This window comes from Microcoleus sp. D2_18a_D3, assembly GCF_036702455.1.
In the GTDB taxonomy this organism is placed as follows: Bacteria; Cyanobacteriota; Cyanobacteriia; order Cyanobacteriales; family Microcoleaceae; genus Microcoleus.
In genome coordinates, this window is the sequence record NZ_JAUBTK010000016.1 from 40,068 (window position 1) to 59,966 (window position 19,899).

The following is a 19,899-nucleotide window of genomic DNA, read 5'->3' on the forward strand; positions in this document are numbered from 1 at the left end:
TAAAAATTGCCCAATTACCCCCAATCCTCAATTGTCACCAAATCCATCAAAACCTGTCCATCCCCTAAAGCGGCTGCTGAAGTACGGGCGCCGCTACCGCCTGAAAGCTTGGCTGGCAAGTATCTGTTCGCTGCTGAATAAATTCTTTGATTTAGCGCCGCCAGCATTAATCGGTATTGCCGTTGATGTGGTGGTGAAACAGCAAGATTCTATCCTCGCTCAATGGGGCATAAAAGATGTCTTTTGGCAACTGGCTCTTATTACTCTTTTGAGCGCGATTGTTTGGACGTTGGAATCTCTTTTTGAATATGCCTATGATTATTTGTGGCGCAATTTGGCTCAGGATATTGAACACGATTTGCGTCTGGAAGCTTACAGCCATTTGCAAGAATTAGAATTAGCTTATTTTGAAGAACGCAGCACGGGCGGTTTGATTTCTATTCTCAACGATGATATCAATCAACTCGAACGTTTTTTGGACGACGGCGCTAATGAGGTGATTCAGGTAATTACAACGGTTGTTGTGATTGGTGCGGCTTTTTTTGCTGCTTCTCCTCTTGTTGCTGGGCTGTCAATGCTGCCGATACCTTTTATTATTTGGGGTTCGATCGCCTTTCAAAATCGCCTCGCTCCTTTCTATGCTGATGTGCGGGAAAAGGTGAGTTTTCTGAACGGGCAACTATCTAATAATTTGATGGGAATTACTACTATTAAAAGTTTTACTTCCGAAGATTATGAAATTCAGCGCATCGAAACACAAAGCCAAGCTTACCGCCAAAGCAACCGACGGGCGATCGTACTTTCGGCAGCTTTTATTCCGCTGATTCGGGTTGTGATTTTCTTAGGGTTTATTGCAACGCTATTTCTGGGCGGTTTGGAGGTTGTGGCGGGCCGATTGTCTGTGGGAACTTACAGCGTTTTGGTGTTTTTGACCCAGCGGTTGCTGTGGCCTCTGACTCGCCTGGGAAATACTCTGGATCAATACCAGCGCGCTATGGCTTCTACTAATCGGGTGATGAATTTGTTGGATACTCCGATCGCAATTCGCACGGGTGATATCCGGCGGCCTGTTAGTTCGATTAAGGGTGAGCTAGAATTTAAAAATGTTACTTTTTCTTACAATCAAAGAAAACCGATTTTGCAGTATTTTTCCCTGACTCTGCCGGCGGGAAAAACTACTGCGATTGTTGGGGCTACTGGTTCGGGAAAAAGTACGCTGGTGAAACTAATATTGAGGCTGTACGAGGTACAGTACGGCAATATTTATCTCGACGGTATAGAATTAAATAGCCTGAATTTAAAAGACTTACGCAGAGCGATCGGATTGGTGAGTCAAGATGTGTTTTTGTTTCACGGTACGGTGGCAGAAAATATTGCTTACGGCAGTTTTGAGGCTAACAATCGAGAGATAGTAAATGCTGCTAAAATTGCCGAAGCGCACGAGTTTATCGTACAATTGCCGGACGGTTACAACACTATTGTAGGGGAACGCGGTCAAAAGTTGTCGGGGGGGCAGCGGCAGCGAATTGCAATTGCGAGGGCTGTTTTGAAGAATCCGCCGATTTTGATTCTTGACGAAGCTACTTCAGCGGTGGATAACGAGACTGAGGCGGCAATTCAGCGATCGCTCGAACGAATTACCAAGAATCGCACTACAATTGCGATCGCCCACCGTCTTTCTACTGTCCGCAATGCCGATTGCATTTGTGTCATGGAAGAGGGGCTGGTGGTAGAATCGGGGCAGCACGAACAACTGATCGAACAGGACGGAATTTATGCGGCGCTCTGGCGCGTGCAATCTGGTATAAGATAGAAACGCAGCGGTTTTGGGTAATTGGGAATTGCGGGAGCATCTCAATGAAAGCAGCAAAGCTCGAAATTGGAATTAGGAGTCAGGAGTCAGGAGCCAGGAGAAAAGAGTCAGAAGGAAGAAGAAAGAAGTGTTTTTGCAAATATGAGATGCTCCCGGGAATTGCTAATTTGTAATTGGGGATGGGCTATTGGGCATGGGTAACTAATGACAACAGTCAACTGCCAACTGCCAACTGCCAACTGCCAACTGCCAACTGCCAACTGCCAACTGCCAACTGACTACTGACTGCTGACTGTAAAATATTAGTTTATACAAACAAGAAGAGAAAATGTTTCTATTTGATAGCCCTGAGTCCAAACCCAACGAAAATAGCTGGAGCCGCAAGTTAGATAAATTTGTGAAAGCTAATCAACATGAATTGGCTGCTTTGGCTTGGGGGCTATTTCTGGAAAGGGGAGAGGAAAGCGAGGAAATTTTGGCAATTGATATTGCAGAAACTGCGCGTTTTGTGTATTGTAAGAAAGAGGCGGTTGAGGAGTTGAACCGTCAAGTAAAAAGTCATATTCAGGAAGTTGTAGGTGTGTTGAACGCTCACAAGCCTGAGAAGGAAGTGGCGATTTTGGCGATCGGGGAAGGTCAAATTAAGTTGATTCTTTTTGAACCTAAGCCTGAACCTCCTGTTTGTTTTGAGGAAGCTGCAACAGATGTTGATACATTGTTGGCTAAGCTGGAACAGCAGATGGTTGAATGTATGAAAGGATAATGTAAAATGCAATCCCCCTTCGATACCCCCAGCCGTTAAATTGCTGCGGGGTTCAGGATATCCTGTTTTTTGAGCCGTTGCTCACTTATCAGAATAACCAGCAATCAAAATAACCAGCGGGCGGCGAATCGTCATGCAAAATTTGAGCTTTGTCTAAATTAGGTATAGCTTCCGCCAATTCTCTACCTACTTTTACCTCAAGCGCCCTGTCTGTTAATGGAAAGGAAAATTGATAGCTATCTTGCAAATATTTTGCCTTAGCAACAATCTCATCTTTCTCTAAAATCTGGCTGTTGCTACCAATCAAAATGCTATTACTTTCCTCGCAAACACACAGGCACACCTGAGAAAACACACTTTGAAAAGTTGTGATTTTTTCGGCATAAAACTGATCTCTGTGCAGCAGATTTGCTACCACAACTCCCTCGCTTGACAAGTGTTTTTCGCAGATTTGATAAAATTCTTTGGTGGATAGGCGGTGCGGAAAGTAGCCGTTGCCAAAAGCTACGTCGATCATGATGATATCGTACTGAGTATCTGATTTTTGCTGCTCTAAATACTCTCGGCCGTCTTGAATTGTTACAGTTAGCCGATCGTCAAACTGCACTCCAAAGCACTGTGTAGCTGCTTCGATCGCGATGGGATCGATATCCGCACATTCAATGACAGTCTCTGGCAAATAGTGGTGCAACACTAACGGAATTCTCCCGCCACCAAATCCAGCCAGGTAAATTCTTTGAGGTTGGTTTTGCCACACTAAACCTAACATCATCGCCTGAGTATATTGAGTCACTAGATGTAAAGGATTGTTTAAATCGAAAACAGATTGCAGTAAATCTGTGTGCCGATTTACTTTTTCTACTAAAGATAGCTTAATGTGCGATCGCTCTTTTGTGACTGCAACATAGTGAACACCAGACTCTTTGCAAAAAATAACTTTGTCTGGCTGTTGCAGCAGCCAAGCCAGCCGCTGTTCAATAGCGGATAAGTTAATAGATTGCCAAGTTTTGTGTTCCTCAATCATCTGATTTTAAATTTTATTTAAATTCGATATTCTCTAAGAATCTAGCCTCATCAACCCGGTTTATACCAAAATGGCTGAGTCGCCCGATATCTGCGAAGAAACCGGGTTTCTAGTCAAGGCTGGGGCAAGTCATGTTCTCATTTTCCAGCAGGGCAGGGGAACGAGAAGACCTGAGAAATTAAGCCGATTACAGCCGCTTGTAGGCTACCAATTCCAAACCTGAAACCGAAAGTTCCACTTTTTGCCAATCTTGCTTATCACCTTCCAACTTTTCAAAGGCTGCTGAGGTTAGCAAAATCTCTCCCCGTTCCGCCAAATCTTCTCCCAGCTTGGATGCCAGATTAAATTCCGATCCGTACATATCCTCTCCTTCCAGCATCAAAACATCGCCACACCCAATACCAATGCAGAGGTAAATATCCATCTCCGGCGGCAGTGTCGTGTTGACAGCCGCCGTTTGTTTCAAAGAGTCGATCGCAGCTTCCACCGCCGATTTTACATCAGCAAAAACTGCAAAAATATTGTCTGCTTCCTCCTTAACTACAGTGCCGCCGTATTCTGAAATTATCGGTTTGACAATTCCGTGCATCCGGTGAATCATTGCCAAAAAATGAATAATTCCGTAGCGGACTGTCGTGCGCGAAAATCCCGACATATCCATTACTAAAATTGCGTAATTTTTGCGGAAAGTGGCATTAATTTTTTCATCAATTTCAGCCATTCTTTCGGGATGTTCGTTTCTTTCTTGCAGCAACTTTTCCAAGTTAGCGCGGTTATTTGTTTTCATTTTAGTTTAATTAAATTCCCAATCGCGACACAGTTCTTGAGGGCGGCCAGCAGGATGCACCGCACAATTGATGCCATCCTTACCGTAATAATAATCGCACACTTTGCAGGGTTTAGTTTGCTCTAATTTTTTCATCAAAATTGCCCGGATTTTCTGGACTCGGTTGCGATACTTGTTTGCATTCGAGTGACTCGGTTCAATTGCCAAAGCTTGCTCGAAAGCTGCTAAGCTGGAATCGTACAATTTAATAATTTGAGAACTGTATTTTGTCCAAGCATCGGCATGGCTTTGATACAGTTCGACTGTACTTAAGTTTAAAATTCCGTATTCTGTCCAAGCGTCGGCTGAAGCTCGATCGAACTTAATATTGGCATTGAGCAAAACTTTTTTGATCGTTGCCAAAAGTTCCCTCGGCTGCCAAGGTTTGCTAACATAAGCCTCGGCGCGATCGCCCTGGAACCTCGAAAATAAAGCTAACTGCTGTCCCTTGCCTGTTAAAAATACGACCGGTATGTTCCGAGTTTCGGGATTAGCTTTAATTAAACGGCAAACCCCGTAGCCGTCCAGACGGGGCATTATGACATCTAATAATACTAAATCGGGGCAATTTTTCTCAACTTTAGCCAGCGCTTCCACACCGTCTGATGCCTGAATTACATTCAATCCGCTGCATCTCAACTGATGTGAAATGCACTCCCGCTGGCTGCGGGAATCTTCCACCACTAAAACTGTACTCATCACTCCCCACCTGGTTTTTGAGGTAAACTTGTTCGCTGCTTCGAGTCGCCCTTGCTGACATCAGTTTACCCGCCTTGGATGAATTTATTATCACTGGCGAGCTAAACTTACTCAAATTGCAACAAATCTTAAACTGGGGAGCGAAGGCGATAGTTATCAAAAAATGCTGGTTGCTAATACCCTGATAATTGTTGAAGGTTTAGGCGGTAAATATTCGGCTTTTAAGCCTTAATAACGGCAAATCGTACTGATATCGGACGAAAACCTTGTTGAATTGCAACAGATAATCGGCTACTGTATACGTTGAAGTTCTGAAGGACGACAAATGAATCGATTGCTCCTCACTTTATTGGTAAGTCCAACGCTCTTTGGATCTGTGATGTCTTTGAGCGCGATCGCAAATCCCGCTCAAATTGGCGAAACACCAAGCCAATCGGCTGATTCGCCTCAATGCGTGCGATCGCCCCACACTCAGCGTCTGACTTGCGTGCGCCTCCCAGCCAAAGCTGCTGCTGCTAATCCTAAAGTAAGAATCAGTTGGCAGCGGCCGGGTGACGAACAGGTGGCGATGCTGGATTTTTCGGAAGAAGAAAGCGATGCGGCGGCGGCGCTGTTTGGCTGCGACTGCCAGGCGTGTATCAACTCGCTGCGGCAGTTGCGCGGTTTGCCGCCTCTGGATCTAGTTTCTTGAGGGCGATCCGACAGCATTGGGAGTCAGGCTCAAAAACCTGGTTTCCGATCGCTGCGCGCTTTTGAGTGCCTTTAGCTTTCTCACATTTAGAGAAATTGCAGTCAATTTGTTCCATGATTTCTAGAGATTTTTTATCTCTCAAAATCGGGTCTCTACTTTTTAGCTAGAACTTGTTTAAGTTGAGCAGTTGCTTGCTCAATTTTTTCGATACTGCCGGGGTTGACCAATCCGTAGTAGTCAAAAACGTAAACTCGATTATTTTTTGTGGCTGTTAGTTGATTCCAAAATGAATCCGATTTAAATTGGTCTAAAATTCCTTCTCCCCGATCGACTACAATGATAACTTCGGGATTAGCCTCTAAAACCTTTTCCGCTGAAAGCGTCACGTAGCCTCGAACGGGGCTATCTCCTTGCAATTGGGCTGCGACATTTTTCACGTTAAACTTACCCAGCAAATCTCCAGCCCAACTGCTTTGATTGGGCGATAAAATCGGTTGTCTGCTTACCAAAACTAAAGTGGCGGGGGTTTGAGTTGGGATGTCTGATAAAAATGTTTGGTAGCGTTTTAACAGAGGTTCGGGATTTGTATTGAGGGATTTAGCTAACGTGGTTGTTAACTCTTCTAGGGATTTCCAGCTATCAACTTGAGTGAGTAAGGTTTTAACTCCAAGCTGCTGCAATTTTTGCATTGTTTGGTCGTGGAATCCCGACGCACCTACCACCAAATCCGGTTTCAAGGCGATGATTTTTTCCAAATTAGGAGGGGTACGTTCGGCTGTGACAGCCGTAATTCCTGTAAATTTGGGGTTGCTGCTGACTAATGCGCTGCCGGGAATTCCTACAAGTTTGGTTGGATCGAGTTGATGGATAATATCGGCGGTCAAAGGTGTTAAAGCTACAACTTTTTGTGCTGATTCGCTGTTAGTTGTTTGTGGTTGATTGGCTGGCGAACCAGGAGGACTTGATTGCTGAATTTGGGGTGAAGTGGCGGCGGAGCAAGCGGTAAATGCTAAACTCAGCAACAGGATAGCGGTACGATAAAAAAAAGTTTTGTACATAGTTTAGGCGGGAGTTACAGCGAGTTTAGACCAGGTTGAGACAGAATTGACGGGAAGTTCGATCGCACTCAAAAATGATTGTTGACGGTTGACTGTTGACGGTTGACTGTTTGGACATTTGAACAATACCGATGCAACCGGAAACGATCAGACGGGAAGTTCGATCGCACTTTAGCGCTTAATGATTTAAATATCAATAGTTTACGGTAGATTTTGTATAAAAAACCGCCTTTGTTGCCTGAATGCGGATTTTTTAAGTATCTCTTAATTTTTATTCGACCCTTTGGAATCCAGACTAGGCAAGAGTTTAAAGCCTGTGGCACTCAGGTAGAACAGCGGATGGCGGCAATCAGTTAATAGAAATAATTATGAAGAAATTGGGAACTTAGTGCGAGGGTAATGTTATACTTTTCATAAAAGTATTAAGTGTGAAAAGTGGGAGCGATCGCACAAATCTGCAAGCCTACAAAAGTTTCTAAAATGATAGCTTCTACGCCAAAAGTCTTAGCTAAATTATCAGGAGTTAAAACTTGTGCGGGAGTTCCTACACAAAAAAGCTCTCCTTTATTTAACATAGCAATCCGCGAACTGTACCTAGCAGCTAAATTGATTTCATGCAGCACCGTAATTATCGTCAATTTATGTTTTATATTTAGTTGGTTAAGCAGTTCTAACAATTGCAACTGATAGCAAATATCTAAATAAGTCGTAGGTTCATCTAATAGCAAAACTTGCGGATTTTGAGCCAAAGCTAAGGCGAGGAAAGCGCGCTGACGTTCGCCTCCTGAGAGTTGTTCGACGGGACGATCGCGAAATTCCTCAATCCCAGTTTGACTGATAGCAACTTCCACCTTTTCCGCATCTTCCTTGCTCAATTCCCACTGCCACCAACCCTGATGAGGAGAACGCCCCAAACTAACTAATTGCCTTACCGTCAAACCTTCCGGTACTGTTTGCTGCTGCGGCAAAATCGCTAATTTTTGAGCGACAACAGCAGCAGGTTGAGTATGAATTGCTTTGCCATCAAGCAACACACTTCCTTGCTGCGGAGTTAGGATGCGGCTAACTAACTTCAAGAAAGTAGACTTACCAGAACCGTTGGCACCGATAAGGCTCAACCACTCACCAGGTTGTAAAGATAAAGTGATGTTGTGGGCGATCGCAACTTCGCCGTAACCACCAGTTAAATTTTGAATTTCTAAAGACATTAGATTTTGGTAATGGGTAATTGGGCATGGGGCATGGGGCATGGGGCATTGGTTACTAATAACTAATGACTGATGACTAATAACTAATGACTGATGACTACTGACTAGAACGCCGATAAAGCAGCCAGACAAACAGCGGAGAACCCAACAAAGCCGTAACCGTACCCACAGGCAATTCTACGGCACCCAAACGAGCCAAAAAATCAGCAAAAGTCAACACCCAAGCACCGCCGATCGCACTCAGCGGCAATACAAACCGATAATCATTACCAACCAACAAACGCACCCCGTGAGGCACAACCAATCCCACAAAACCAATCAATCCGCCGATGCTGACAGCACTCGCAGCTAGCAAAGTAGCAATACCCCCAATCAACAAGCGCGATCGTACCAGCGAAACCCCCAAACCAACAGCTAAATCGTCGCCCAAAGCCAGCAAATTTATCGATCGACCCAAAAAACATCCTAACAGCAAAGCAGCCAAAATATAAGGTGCAGCCACCTGCAAATCCGACCAACCACGACCGTTCAAACTGCCGATTAACCAATTCAAAGCAGCTTGCAAGCGGCTGTCTTCAGCTAACAGCAGCAGTGTAGTTTGTATTGCCCCAAACAGAGAACTTACAGCCACACCAGCTAAAACCAAACGTTCAACAGAAATCCCGGTTTTAGTTTTTCCCAAAAAGTAGACCAGCATCGAAGTTAAAATAGCACCTATCCAAGCCGCCAAAGGCACCCAAGTTTGAAATATTCCCAAAGTCAGCATGGTAATCGCAACCAACCCTGCACCCGCCGAAATTCCTAATACAAAAGGATCTGCTAAACCGTTGCGGAGCAAACCTTGCAGCAAAGCGCCCGACATTCCCAAAGCCGCACCAACCGTCAGGGCTGCCGCCACTCTGGGCAAACGCAATTCCCAGAAAATAGTTTGATTGACAGCATCACCTCGGTGCAGAAATGCTTGCCACAATTGATCTGAACTCATCGGCACCGCACCAAAAGAAAGCGAAAGGGCGATGGTTAATAGCAAACCCAATCCTAAAAAGACAACTGCCGGAAAAATGCGATGTTGTAGCCAGAGTTTTTGCAGAGTCACTACATTACACCACAATCTTGATTAACAGCACTAAATACCATATTTCCTCTGTTTTGAATGCTCGAACTCGTTAACTACAATGACAATAACCCATTCACCTGAAGACGGCTTCAGTGGGAGGAGATGAGCAGGCGATCGCACCCGCCGCCAAAATTAAATGTATAATATTAACGAAGTAAACCGCTACCAGTGAATCATGTCCGCAAACACCGCGCTACCCCCAGCCCTAGCTAAAATCGTTCAGCGCTTTCAGCGACATTCCGATCCCAAACAGCGCTACGAACAACTGCTGTGGTATGCCAAAAGACTCCCAGCATTTCCCGAAAGCGACAAACTGCCGGAAAACAAAGTTTCTGGCTGCGCGTCGCAAGTTTATGTTACTGCAAATTTGGCAGACGGAAAAGTTTTGTATCAAGGCGATTCAGATGCTCAGTTAGTTAAAGGATTAGTGGGCTTGCTGGTGGAAGGTTTGAGCGGATTAACGCCTGCTGAAATTGTCACCATTACCCCAGATTTTATTCAAGACACGGGGTTGAATGTGAGTCTGACACCTTCCCGCGCTAACGGATTTTACAACATCTTTCAAATGATGAAAAATAAGGCACTTGCTTGTGAATTGACCAAGCAAGCCGAAGCAAATTAAAAGAATAAACAGCCATGATTCAAGCTACAAATTTAACAAAATCCGGTTCTGGCCACTATCCCGCCGCAGTTCAAGAATATCTCTGGAATTGGCAAGAAACGCAAATCAAAGTTATTTACGAAACCAGAGGACAGGGAAATCCTGTATTGCTGCTGCCTGCTTTCAGTACAGTTTCCACGCGAGAAGAAATGCGTCCTTTAGCAGAATTATTAGCTCCTAAGTTTCAAGTTGTGAGCTTAGATTGGCCGGGTTTTGGCGAATCGGATCGCCCGCGAACCGACTATCAACCGCAATTATACCATCAATTTCTCAAGGATTTTGTTGAGGCAATTTTTAATAGTCCCGTTGCTGTAGTTGCTGCCGGTCACGCTGCGGGTTATGCGATGCAATTAGCGCAATCACAGCCGAATGTTTGGTCAAAGATTGTGTTAGCAGCGCCGACTTGGCGCGGGCCTTTGCCGACGATGAGCAAGCAGCAAAGCGGCTGGCATGGAGTCGTGAGAGAATTAGTACGATCGCCCTTACTGGGACAATTCCTATACAAACTCAACACTGCGCCGTCATTCCTCAGTTTGATGTACCGCCGCCACGTCTATGTTGATGCAGCTAAAGTCACGCCCGATTTCATTCAAAATAAGTGGAAAATTACGCAAAAACCCGGTGCTCGCTACGGTTCCGCTGCCTTTGTGACTGGTGGTTTAGATACGGCAAAAGTGCGATCGGAATTTACACATAATTTTCAACAATTAGCAGTGCCGGTGATGGTTGTAATTGCTGAAAATGCGCCGCAAAAATCAAAGGCTGAAATGGAAGCATTAACGGAATTACCCGGTGTTGAATCGCGAGTGGTTCCTGGTTCTTTGGGTATGCACGAAGAGAATGCAGAAGCTTTAGCAAATGCGGTTAAATCTTTTATTTGAGAGAATTAAGAGAGAATGAACCGCAGAGGGCACAGAGAACGCAGAGGGGAGAAGGGAAGAGGGGATGAATGCAAGCTGTTTTTTTTACGTTAGTTTGGATGGTTTGCTATTGGTTTTGTCTGCCAGTTTATGCTGTCGGAGATTCGCCGATGGTCAATTTGCCAAAGAGTACGATTGAAGGTGCGATCGACTTTCACATTCATTCTTCTCCTGATGTGATTCCTCGCAGGTTGGATGATTTTGAAGTAGCGAAATTAGCTGCTAGTGCCAAGATGAAAGCTGTGGTATTGAAAAATCACTTTGCGAGTACAGCAGCGCGGGCAGTTTTGGTGAATAAAATAGTACCAGAAATCGAAGTTTTTGGGGGAGTTGTTCTCAATCATTCCGTAGGCGGCATTAATCCCGACGCTGTAGGCGCAATGCACCGCATAGGTGGCAAATACGGTAAAGTAGTGTGGCTGCCAACGGTTGATGCTGAGCATCACTTGCAGGTTTTTCACAAGTCGGGAAGGGGGATTAAAGTTGCGGAAAATGGCAAGGTTTTACCGGAAACAGCAGCGGTGTTGAAGATGGTAGGCAAAGAGAATTTGATATTGGAAACCGGTCATATTTCCTCAGAAGAGGTGATGGCAGTTGTCGGTGAAGCCAACCTGCTCAACATTAAAAACATCCTGATTACCCACGCAATGGCGGATGTACCCGGCTTGTCTCTAGAAAATATGCAAACAGCCGCCGCAGCCGGAGCTTTCTTAGAACTCGCATTTGTGAACGATTTGATGGGAGAAAATGCCGCTGATGAGGGTCACAAAAACTGGCATCAAGTTTCTATTAAGAAGATGGCAGCAGCGATTAAACTAATTGGAGCCGAGCATTTTGTTCTCAGCACAGATTTGGGAAGAAAACCCGATCCTTTACCTGCGGAAGGTTACAAATTATTTGTTAAAAAGTTGAGGGATGAAGGCATTTCTCCGCACGAAATAGATTTAATGATGAAACACAATCCAGCTCGATTGTTAGGCATTGAGAATTGGTAATTGGTAATTGGCAATCGGGGATTGGGAATCGCTAATTGGGAATTCTCTTCCCTCTTTTCTCTTCCTTCTTCCCTCTTCCCTCTTCCTTCTGCCTTCTTCCTTCTTCCTGACATCCGTTACATCCGTTACATCCGTTACATCCGTTACATAATCCGTTGCCGAACTTCCTTCTTCCCTCTTCCTGACATCCGTTACATCCGTTACATAATCTGTTGCCGAACTTCCTTCTTCTATTCTTGATTGCCTTTGCCGCGCACGTATCCGTTATCTGCAATACGCCAAGCACCCCCACCATTGCCCGTTAAATCGCAATCTTCCACGGTAGCAATGCCATCTCTGTAAACAGCGATCGCCTCACCTTCATTACCATTAATCCGACACCGGCGCACGAGCAATTTTCCTCCCAATCCGACACCTATTCCCAAACTGCCGTTGTCAAAAATACTGCAATCTTCCACCGTTGCTTTCCCATTATCCGATATAAAAATTCCGTTCCATACCCCATCATGAATTTGACTGCGGCGGAGGATAGAATTTGCATCAGGGCCGCAAATTCCCACCACAGAATAGTCCGCAGAAGTGATATCGCTGTCTTCTATGATTAACTCGCCTTTGCGAATATCTACAGTGTAATATTTCCCAGTTGCACTCAGCGTTAAACCCCGCACTAAAGCACTGTCAGTTGCCATTTTAATGCAGTTTGAGCTGATACTTTCAACAACAATGCGCTCGACCTCTCCGCTGCCGATAATTTCTACCGATTTGTCGATAATTAGACTTTCACGGTAAACGCCTGGATGCACGTCAATGCGCGTGCCGGGTGCTGCATTTTTCAGCGCTTCGCTAATAGTAGTATAATCGCCTTGACCCTGCTGAGAAACAACAAATCCTTGACTTTTCAAAACTTTGGTATCTGAAGTAGATGCTTTAATTAGCCGTGACTCCGAGTTAAAATGCTCAAATGGTCGATCGCCCGCTTCGGAAATTTGCGATGTTAGCTGCAAGCGTTCTTGATAAACTGTCTCTAGCTGGTGTTCTAACTCGGATACTTGAGATTGAAGTTGAGCTTGATTGTGGTTTGCTGTCTCGATTTGACTTTGAGTTTCCGAGAGTTGAGAATAAAGGTGGGAGCGTTCTCTGTTAGCAGTTTCTAGCCCAGATGCCAATTCAGAGCGACTTTGACGCACACTTTCTAACTGACTTTCTAAGTCGCATACTTGAGATAGAAGTTGATTTTGATTTTGATTAGCTGTCTCGATTTGAGTTTGCAATTGGGAGATTTGAGAAGTTAGCTGAGATTCCAATTCAGTGCGACTTTGACGCACACTTTCTAACTGACTTTCTAAGTCGGATACTTGAGATAGAAGTTGATTTTGATTCTGATTGGCTGTCTCGATTTGACTTTGCAATTGGGAGATTTGAGAAGTTAGCTGAGATTCCAATTCAGTGCGACTTTGACGCACACTTTCTAACTGACTTTCTAAGTCGGATACTTGAGATAGAAGTTGATTTTGATTCTGGTTTGCTGTCTCGATTTGACTTTGCAATTGGGAGATTTGAGAAGTTAGCTGAGATTCCAATTCAGTGCGACTTTGACGCACACTTTCTAACTGGTGTTCTAACTCGGATACTTGAGATTGAAGTTGAGCTTGATTCAGATTGGCTGTCTCGATTTGAGCTGGGAATTCCGAGATTTGAGAATAAAGTTGCGCTCGTTCGGTGTTAGCTGTTTCTAGCTGAACTTCTAATTCAGAGCGAGTTTGACGCAGGCTATTTAGCTGATTTTCTAAGTCCGATACTTGAGATTGAAGTTGAGTTTGATTCTGATTAGCCGTCTCGATTTGACTTTGGGATTCCGAGATTTGAGAAGTGAGCTGAGATTCCAATTCAGAGCGAGTTTGACGCACACTTTCTAACTGTTGTTCTAACTCGGAGATTTGAGACTGAAGTTGATTTTGATTCTGGTTTGCTGTCTCGGTTTGACTTTGCAATTGGGAAATTTGAGAAGTGAGTTGAGATTCCAATTCAGAGCGATTTTGACGCACAGTTTCTAACTGGTGTTCTAACTCGGAGATTTGAGATTGAAGTTGAGTTTGATTCTGGTTGGCTGTCTCGGTTTGACTTTGCAATTCCGAGAGTTGAGAATAAAGTTGCGAGCGTTCTGTGTTAGCAGTTTCTAGCTGAACTTCTAATTCAGAGCGAGTTTGACGCACACTTTCTAACTGGTGTTCTAACTCCGAGATTTGAGATTGAAGTTGAGTTGGGATCTGGTTGGCTGTCTCGATTTGACTTTGCAATTGGGACAGTTGAGAATAAAGGTGCGATCGTTCTGTGTTAGCAGTTTCTAATTCAGCTTGCAGTTCTGATAACTGAGACTGGAGTTGCGAGCTATCTCCCTCCTTGCGCTGTATCTGAGACTCCAATTCTGACAACTCAGACAGCAGTCTCTCTCGCTCTACAACAACCATTTCGGATTGAAGTTGTACTTCATGAAGTTGAGAGTTTAACTGCATTTTCTCCAGATTAGCTGCTTCTAACTGTCTTTGCAGTTCTAATAATTCAAATGGAGGTTGCTTTGCTTGTTGGCGAGCGGTTTGCAATTGAGAGTTGAGTATTTCGCGTTCTTGCTCTGCACTCTCCAATTGAGCTTGTAGCTCTGACAATTCCGAAGTAAATTGCGATCGCTCTGCTTCGACTAATTGCAGTTGAGCTTGCAAACCCGACAGTTGAGACTGAAGTTGCTGCCGCTCTTCAATGGAGCGATCGAACTTAATTTGAATTTCCGACAACTGGTACTGTACCTGCAATCTGCTTTGAGTAGCCGTTTCCAACTGACTCTCAAATTCCGACAGCAAAGCGTGAAATTGAGAACGTTCTGCATCAACCGCCTCTAACTGTGCTTGCATTTCCAGCAATTGAGCGTTAAGTTGCGATCGCTCCTGCTCCGCAACTTCTAACTGATCTTTAAGTTCTGCCACTTCTGCTAACTGCGACTCAGCTTGTTGAGCATTTTCTAGCTGAAACTGCAAATCAGCAATCAGAGCATCAATTTGCGATCGATCCTGGGCAATTCCTGCCAAAAATTCTTCCATTTCCGACACTTGATTTTTTAACACTTCTTGCTCGCTAGTCACAGTCCCCAACCGACTTTGCAACTGGGACAATTCAGAATTTAGCTGATTTTCATTCTGCACCTTTTGCCGCAATTCCGAAGTTCGGGCATCCAACTGAGCAGCCAAATTCGATATAGCCTCCTGCGAACCCTGCATCCGCACCAAATTGCGTGAATTTCGCTTATTCAAAATTAGCCAGCAGACGAATGCCCCGCCTCCAAATCCTATTAATAAAAGTAATGCTTGCATTTGTTTTATCTAATTAATATCAATTGAGTTATTTTGAGGCAGACCCAAAAATGGACATCTACCAATCGCTATCTTATATCGTTTCCGGTTGCATCGGAATAATAAAATCGAGTCAATAGTTAACACTCAAGCATTCAGTTTTACGACTGCGAGTCAACTGTCAACTGTCAACTGTCAACTGTCAACTGTCATGAGGAGTGCAACCGGAATTGATATTACTCAAAACTATCACAACTTGCCAGCCTGTGTTCACTTGGATCGAGAATTTATATTTCTTTACAAATCCCTTTTGGTTACAGGTAAGGTGCAGCGCACCCTGCAAGTCCGATTAATGAAGCAAATCCACAATATGAGGAATAATTTCGATATGCTGAGTCAACAAATAATCCAACCTATCCGCCAGTAAACTAAAAATTAAATCGTTATAACTCATCCCGTATTCCGCCAAACCTAAAGCTACCAAACTCGTCACATTTTCCCCTGGATGTTTCAGATCCGGTTTCGGATTTGCTTCCAAAACATAAAGCGAGCCATCAGCATCACTTCGGACATCGATCCGCACCAAACTGTTCAAACTAAACTCCCAATAAATTGTTCGAGCTAACTCAATTAACTTTTGTTTTAGTTCTGGTTCCTCACCGCCCATCAACCGTCCTCTATCTGCCGTAATCGCCTTTTGATCCATAGAAGTAAAGATAGGTTCGTCAGGCTCCAACACGCGCTCTATCGTGGAAAAAGCAAAAGGCTTTGTATTTTTAGAGAAACCGCCTTTAGCATATTTAACATAGCCACAAACCGCAACACAAAATTCTCGTCCCGGCAAATACTTTTCAATTAAAGCAGTATTGTGAGTGGAGCGGTGAACTTCCGAAACCGCCTGAGACAAACCCTCAATTTTCTCTACAAAATGAACGTGCAGCGAAGCGCGACCCGATACGGGTTTAACAACAAACGGCCCTTGATAGTCACCAAAAGCAATGGCAAAACGCTGATGCAAATTAGGCTGCAAAATCCCTTGAGAAGGATGCCAAGTCATAAACGGAGCGGTTTTAATTCCAACTGATTGCAGTTCCCGTTTAAAAGCGTGTTTGTTATCTAAAATTGAACTATTTAGAGGATTGTGACCGACATAAGGCATTCCCAACATTTCCAACAATGCGGGAGTGTGACAAACAGGATTGTAGCCCTGGACTCCGCCAGTATTCAGCCACACTAAATGGATATTTTTTTGTTTGAGTTGTTCCGGCAAATTCATGTCATCAGGCATGACAAAGACTTGCTGAAAGCCAATTTCTGCTAAGGCTTTAGCAATCTCGCGGGCGACTACTTCGTAACTTTTCCAAGATCGGGGATTGTGAGTTTTGTAAATCACTGAGCCGGGGCGATCGCAGTCGCCGCCGAACACCACAGCAATCCGCAATTTAGCAAACAGCACCTCCAAATATTGAGGCAGCAAACTAAAGTCGTAATGCCAGCTATTGAGGCTGATTGATGTTGGAGTCATTTAAGTATTTTTTCCTTTTGGTTTCATTTTTTAGCCACCGAACCGCTAGATTTTCCCAAATATATTCCCGCTAAAACCACAGAAAAAGCAAACCAATTAAACAAGCTCAAACTTTCCGAAAACAGCACCCAAGCCATAATCGCCGTAATTACGGGTTCTAGCAGCAGGAAAAAAGCTACAAATTCCGACGACAAACTACCGAGACTGTGGATAAGCAGTCCCTGACCGAAAGCTTGGCAAATCACGGCCAAAGCAATTACAGTCAGCCATCCCTGCCAAGAATAAGGGAAAACTCGATCGCCCGCAAGCAGAACCAGTGGCAAAACCAAGATACTGCCCATAAAACAGCGCCACATCAATATAGTTGTCGCCGGAAACTTGGTTCGCAAATGTTCTGAAATTAGCAGATTTCCTGCATAAAACATCGCCGATAAAAGAGCAGCCATGTCGCCGACAAGATTGTCTCCCGCAGTTTGCAAATCGTCGATTCCGATCGCAATTGCGCCAGACAAAGCCACCGCCAGTCCCACCAAAAACCTGTTGTCAAAGCGTCGCCCCAACAGCAGCCATCCCCCCAAAGTAGTAAATAAAGGAGTTAAGTTTCGCAGTACAGTAGAATTAGCGACATTCGTCTGACTCAGTGACCAGGCCCAGAAACCCACAGAAGCAGAAGAAACCACGCCTACGGCTATTAACAGCATCACATCCTGCAGAGTGTAGTTCGATCGCTCTTTAACTTGGGCCCCAGACATTCGGCGGCGCGCAGCATCAGCACCATTCCACAGTCCAAATACCACAGTTGCTATCCACAAACGGTTAAAAACAGTAGCATTCGGGCTGATTTCCCGTTCGCTCAACCTAATAAAAATCGCCGCCAGCGACACCGCTAGCAGCGCCGCCGACAGCGATGCGATCGCCCAAATTTTGGCTTTACTGTCAGCTAATTCACCGTTTTTTAAACTGTCTGGCTTTCCCGAAACAATAGTTTTGTCTTCAGTTGTTAAGGCAGAGTTTAACTCTGTTTTTTCCAAAATATTGCGCTGACGTTCAATATTTGGCTCTGGCAATTCCAGTTTTTTTGACATTATTAAAAGTTCCAATGAAGGCAAAACAGAGAAAGCAGAAGGTATAATTTATAATTATACTAATTATCAAAACTCATGCAACAGTATCTGTAGGGTGCGTCGCCATCAAAAATATTAAATAATATCCACAATCTTTGAGCGACGCACCTTACAAACAGTCTTTCAGTAAACAAACCCACACTCATCATTGTTGCAAGACGAGGCGAGAATTGATAGTTAACAGCAGCTTAGGTTGAAGGTTTAACAGAAAGCCTTGTCAAAGCCTCCTTTATCGCCGGTGGCAATTGCCGGATAATCTTGTTCTTGTCACGATCGACACCAACCAAAGTTACCTGTGCTGTCACATATAACTCCTGAGTATCAGCCGATCGAATTTCGTAATCCCAAAGCAGCCGCACACCCTCGGTAGCAGCCATCCGCGTTCTGACTGCCACAGATTGACCCATTTGTACAGCCCGGTGGTAGCGCAGCGAAAGTTCCACCACGGGCAATTCCAAACCCTGCGCCACCCAGTCTGCATACTCGATGCCAAGAGAGCGCAAACTTTCCACCCTAGCTTCCTCCATCCAAGTAATATAAGTCCCGTGCCAAACCACACCGCTGTAGTCAGTATGGTGAGGGTACACTCGCACCAAATATTCAAACCAGCCCTCAGAGTCTATCCCGCGCCGATTTTGAATAGCACCAGCCGGTGCGAGTTCTGGTTGAGTTCGATCGTTCTCTAACACTTTACAAATCGTTCCAAAACGCTACATTTCTACAAATCATAAGACAAACTTCAGGCTTATGCTTGACAGTAAGCAACTAGAGTACCAACGCCCTAGTTTAACGTCGCACAAGAAAACTCAACTGTTTTTACCGCCCAAAAAACCATGATAGAAAAAATTTTAGTAGCCGTAGCCGGTCGCGGCTTGTGCGAAGAGATGTTTAATATGTTGATGGACATCCCTTCCTTGCAACAAACCTCTGTCACCGTCTTGCACGTCGTGCCGCCCCAAGTAACCTCCGATGGCATGGCCGAGAAATTGGAAGAAGGAGGAAAGATTTTAGCACAAGCAGTCCAGTCTTTGAAAATAGATCCCAGCAAAGTCAACCCCCGGCTCAAACAGGGAGACCCGAAAACCACAGTTTGCCAAGTCGCAGAAGAAGAACAATCCGACTTAGTAATTATGGGTTCCCGGGGACTCGGACGGCTGCAATCGATTTTGGAAAACTCAGTCAGCCAGTACGTTTTCCAGCTAACATCCCGACCGATGCTGTTAGTAAAAGACGACATCTACGTCAAAAAAATCAAGCGAGTCATGGTGGCGGTAGACAAATCAGAATCTGCCAAACAGTCATTGCAGCTTGCGCTATCTTTGGTCAAAGAAGTCAGTGGCGGAGAGATAATTTTAGTACACGTCACCAAAGATTTGACGGGAAAAGCCAGCGAAGATTTAACAGCAAGTGCTGAAAAAGACCCCGTATTGGCCCCAGCAGTAGCACTAACCAAACAAATGGGAGTTAGCTACCGCTGCGTGAGTGCTACAGGCAAGCCAGGGGAAGAAATTTGTCGGATTGCAGACGACTTGAATGCCGACTTGTTGGTAATCGGTTCCCCGGATCGGCGACCCAATGTTGCCAAAAACTTTGTGGATATCGATCGACTCCTAGGAAATTCGCTATCAGACTACGTGCGAGTTTATGCCAACTGTCCCGTCTTGCTAGCCCGCACAGTGGGCTAGAATCTCATCATTAAGAGTTAGCAGCTAACACTCAACATTTAACAAAAAAAGCGCCTCAGCAAAAAGCTGTTGGCGCTTTTTTTTGCAAGCAGCAAAGCCAGAGAGAAATAGCAGCAGTTGCTAATCTTTTCTACCTTGACGGCTAGCTGTTTGAATGTACAGAATGATTAGAAAAACACTGGGAACCAATACAAAAAGAATGGTTGCCACAAACCCTAAATCGTTAACTTCCATGAAGACGCTCGCCTCTATCGGAAAATAGAAAAACACACACAACTAGGATATCACTCAAAGGCAAAAGGCAAACTCGAAGACAGAAGAAGAGCTAACGGACAAGCGTCGAAACCCGCTTTCTGCCTGGATGCCTCGCTGCCCAATCTCTTATTTGTCCTAGAAACCAAGTTTCTTTTCCTAGGCAGGCAAAAGGCGTGATTATACAGTGAAATAGG

At 44.6% G+C, this 19,899-nt stretch carries 20 protein-coding genes; 8 read left to right on the top strand and 12 right to left on the bottom strand.

All coding sequences use genetic code 11. The annotated features are described in order from the left end of the window. Nucleotides 1-31: 31 nt before the first annotated feature. From QUB06_RS10180 to ccmS, 3 genes are all read left to right on the top strand, one after another. Entirely contained in the window at nt 32-1,813 is a 1,782-nt protein-coding gene (locus QUB06_RS10180) for an ABC transporter ATP-binding protein (protein WP_333289863.1), read from the top strand. Nucleotides 1,814-1,857: 44 nt separating this feature from the next. Further along, a complete protein-coding gene (locus QUB06_RS10185) occupies nt 1,858-1,986 on the top strand; it encodes a hypothetical protein (RefSeq protein WP_333144113.1) in 129 nt (42 codons plus the stop codon). Between the two features lie 155 nt (nt 1,987-2,141). Further along, complete coding sequence (gene ccmS / locus QUB06_RS10190) at nt 2,142-2,576, top strand: beta-carboxysome assembly chaperone CcmS (RefSeq protein WP_333144112.1); 435 nt, start codon at nt 2,142-2,144, stop codon at nt 2,574-2,576. Nucleotides 2,577-2,664: 88 nt separating this feature from the next. Here ccmS and QUB06_RS10195 read toward each other — a convergent pair whose 3' ends face one another. The 3 genes from QUB06_RS10195 to QUB06_RS10205 form a co-directional block, all read right to left on the bottom strand. Next, nucleotides 2,665-3,600, bottom strand: a complete 936-nt coding sequence (locus QUB06_RS10195) for a fused MFS/spermidine synthase (protein WP_333435192.1) — start codon at nt 3,598-3,600, stop codon at nt 2,665-2,667. A 187-nt stretch (nt 3,601-3,787) separates the two neighbouring features. Then, on the bottom strand, nt 3,788-4,387 hold the full coding sequence (locus QUB06_RS10200) for an adenylate/guanylate cyclase domain-containing protein (RefSeq protein ID WP_333435193.1): 600 nt from the start codon (nt 4,385-4,387) through the stop codon (nt 3,788-3,790). A 6-nt stretch (nt 4,388-4,393) separates the two neighbouring features. After that, entirely contained in the window at nt 4,394-5,125 is a 732-nt protein-coding gene (locus tag QUB06_RS10205; RefSeq protein ID WP_333435194.1) for a response regulator, read from the bottom strand. A gap of 325 nt (nt 5,126-5,450) precedes the next feature. Here QUB06_RS10205 and QUB06_RS10210 point away from each other — a divergent pair, with 325 nt between their 5' ends. Next, nucleotides 5,451-5,816 carry a hypothetical protein gene (locus QUB06_RS10210; RefSeq protein ID WP_333435195.1) on the top strand — a complete coding sequence of 122 codons (366 nt, stop codon included), beginning with the start codon at nt 5,451-5,453 and terminating at the stop codon, nt 5,814-5,816. Between the two features lie 152 nt (nt 5,817-5,968). Here QUB06_RS10210 and QUB06_RS10215 read toward each other — a convergent pair whose 3' ends face one another. The 3 genes from QUB06_RS10215 to QUB06_RS10225 form a co-directional block, all read right to left on the bottom strand. Further along, nucleotides 5,969-6,874, bottom strand: a complete 906-nt coding sequence (locus QUB06_RS10215) for an ABC transporter substrate-binding protein (RefSeq protein ID WP_333435196.1) — start codon at nt 6,872-6,874, stop codon at nt 5,969-5,971. Between the two features lie 422 nt (nt 6,875-7,296). Continuing rightward, nucleotides 7,297-8,082 carry an ABC transporter ATP-binding protein gene (locus QUB06_RS10220; RefSeq protein WP_333435197.1) on the bottom strand — a complete coding sequence of 262 codons (786 nt, stop codon included), beginning with the start codon at nt 8,080-8,082 and terminating at the stop codon, nt 7,297-7,299. 97 nt (nt 8,083-8,179) lie between these two features. Continuing rightward, on the bottom strand, nt 8,180-9,178 hold the full coding sequence (locus QUB06_RS10225; protein WP_333435198.1) for an iron ABC transporter permease: 999 nt from the start codon (nt 9,176-9,178) through the stop codon (nt 8,180-8,182). Between the two features lie 196 nt (nt 9,179-9,374). Between QUB06_RS10225 and QUB06_RS10230 the strand changes: the two genes are divergently transcribed. The 3 genes from QUB06_RS10230 (at nt 9,375) to QUB06_RS10240 (ending at nt 11,775) form a co-directional block, all read left to right on the top strand. Next, nucleotides 9,375-9,821, top strand: a complete 447-nt coding sequence (locus QUB06_RS10230; protein ID WP_333064207.1) for a SufE family protein — start codon at nt 9,375-9,377, stop codon at nt 9,819-9,821. A 14-nt stretch (nt 9,822-9,835) separates the two neighbouring features. After that, complete coding sequence (locus QUB06_RS10235) at nt 9,836-10,741, top strand: alpha/beta hydrolase (RefSeq protein WP_333435199.1); 906 nt, start codon at nt 9,836-9,838, stop codon at nt 10,739-10,741. Nucleotides 10,742-10,809: 68 nt separating this feature from the next. Beyond that, nucleotides 10,810-11,775, top strand: a complete 966-nt coding sequence (locus QUB06_RS10240) for a DUF6282 family protein (RefSeq protein WP_333435200.1) — start codon at nt 10,810-10,812, stop codon at nt 11,773-11,775. Between the two features lie 31 nt (nt 11,776-11,806). On the opposite strand, the gene QUB06_RS10245 is transcribed toward QUB06_RS10240, so the two are convergent. The 5 genes from QUB06_RS10245 to QUB06_RS10265 all read right to left on the bottom strand — a co-directional run bounded on the left by QUB06_RS10245 (nt 11,807) and on the right by QUB06_RS10265 (nt 18,454). After that, nucleotides 11,807-12,049: a hypothetical protein gene (locus QUB06_RS10245; RefSeq protein ID WP_333435201.1), complete on the bottom strand. Its 243-nt coding sequence runs from the start codon at nt 12,047-12,049 to the stop codon at nt 11,807-11,809. Then, nucleotides 12,006-15,137: a right-handed parallel beta-helix repeat-containing protein gene (locus QUB06_RS10250; RefSeq protein ID WP_333435202.1), complete on the bottom strand. Its 3,132-nt coding sequence runs from the start codon at nt 15,135-15,137 to the stop codon at nt 12,006-12,008. The genes QUB06_RS10245 and QUB06_RS10250 overlap by 44 nt, the downstream gene beginning before the upstream one ends. 328 nt (nt 15,138-15,465) lie before the next feature. Next, nucleotides 15,466-16,641 (bottom strand): ATP-grasp domain-containing protein, encoded by a 1,176-nt coding sequence (locus QUB06_RS10255; RefSeq protein ID WP_333435203.1) that lies wholly within the window; start codon nt 16,639-16,641, stop codon nt 15,466-15,468. Between the two features lie 23 nt (nt 16,642-16,664). After that, nucleotides 16,665-17,726, bottom strand: a complete 1,062-nt coding sequence (locus QUB06_RS10260) for a DMT family transporter (RefSeq protein ID WP_333435204.1) — start codon at nt 17,724-17,726, stop codon at nt 16,665-16,667. 227 nt (nt 17,727-17,953) lie between these two features. Next, entirely contained in the window at nt 17,954-18,454 is a 501-nt protein-coding gene (locus QUB06_RS10265) for a thioesterase family protein (protein ID WP_333435205.1), read from the bottom strand. Between the two features lie 144 nt (nt 18,455-18,598). Between QUB06_RS10265 and QUB06_RS10270 the strand changes: the two genes are divergently transcribed. Continuing rightward, entirely contained in the window at nt 18,599-19,450 is an 852-nt protein-coding gene (locus QUB06_RS10270) for a universal stress protein (RefSeq protein ID WP_333144098.1), read from the top strand. A gap of 120 nt (nt 19,451-19,570) precedes the next feature. Here the strand turns inward: QUB06_RS10270 and psbM are convergent, their stop codons facing one another. Further along, nucleotides 19,571-19,684, bottom strand: a complete 114-nt coding sequence (gene psbM, locus QUB06_RS10275) for a photosystem II reaction center protein PsbM (protein ID WP_015177760.1) — start codon at nt 19,682-19,684, stop codon at nt 19,571-19,573. Between the last annotated feature and the right edge of the window lie 215 nt (nt 19,685-19,899).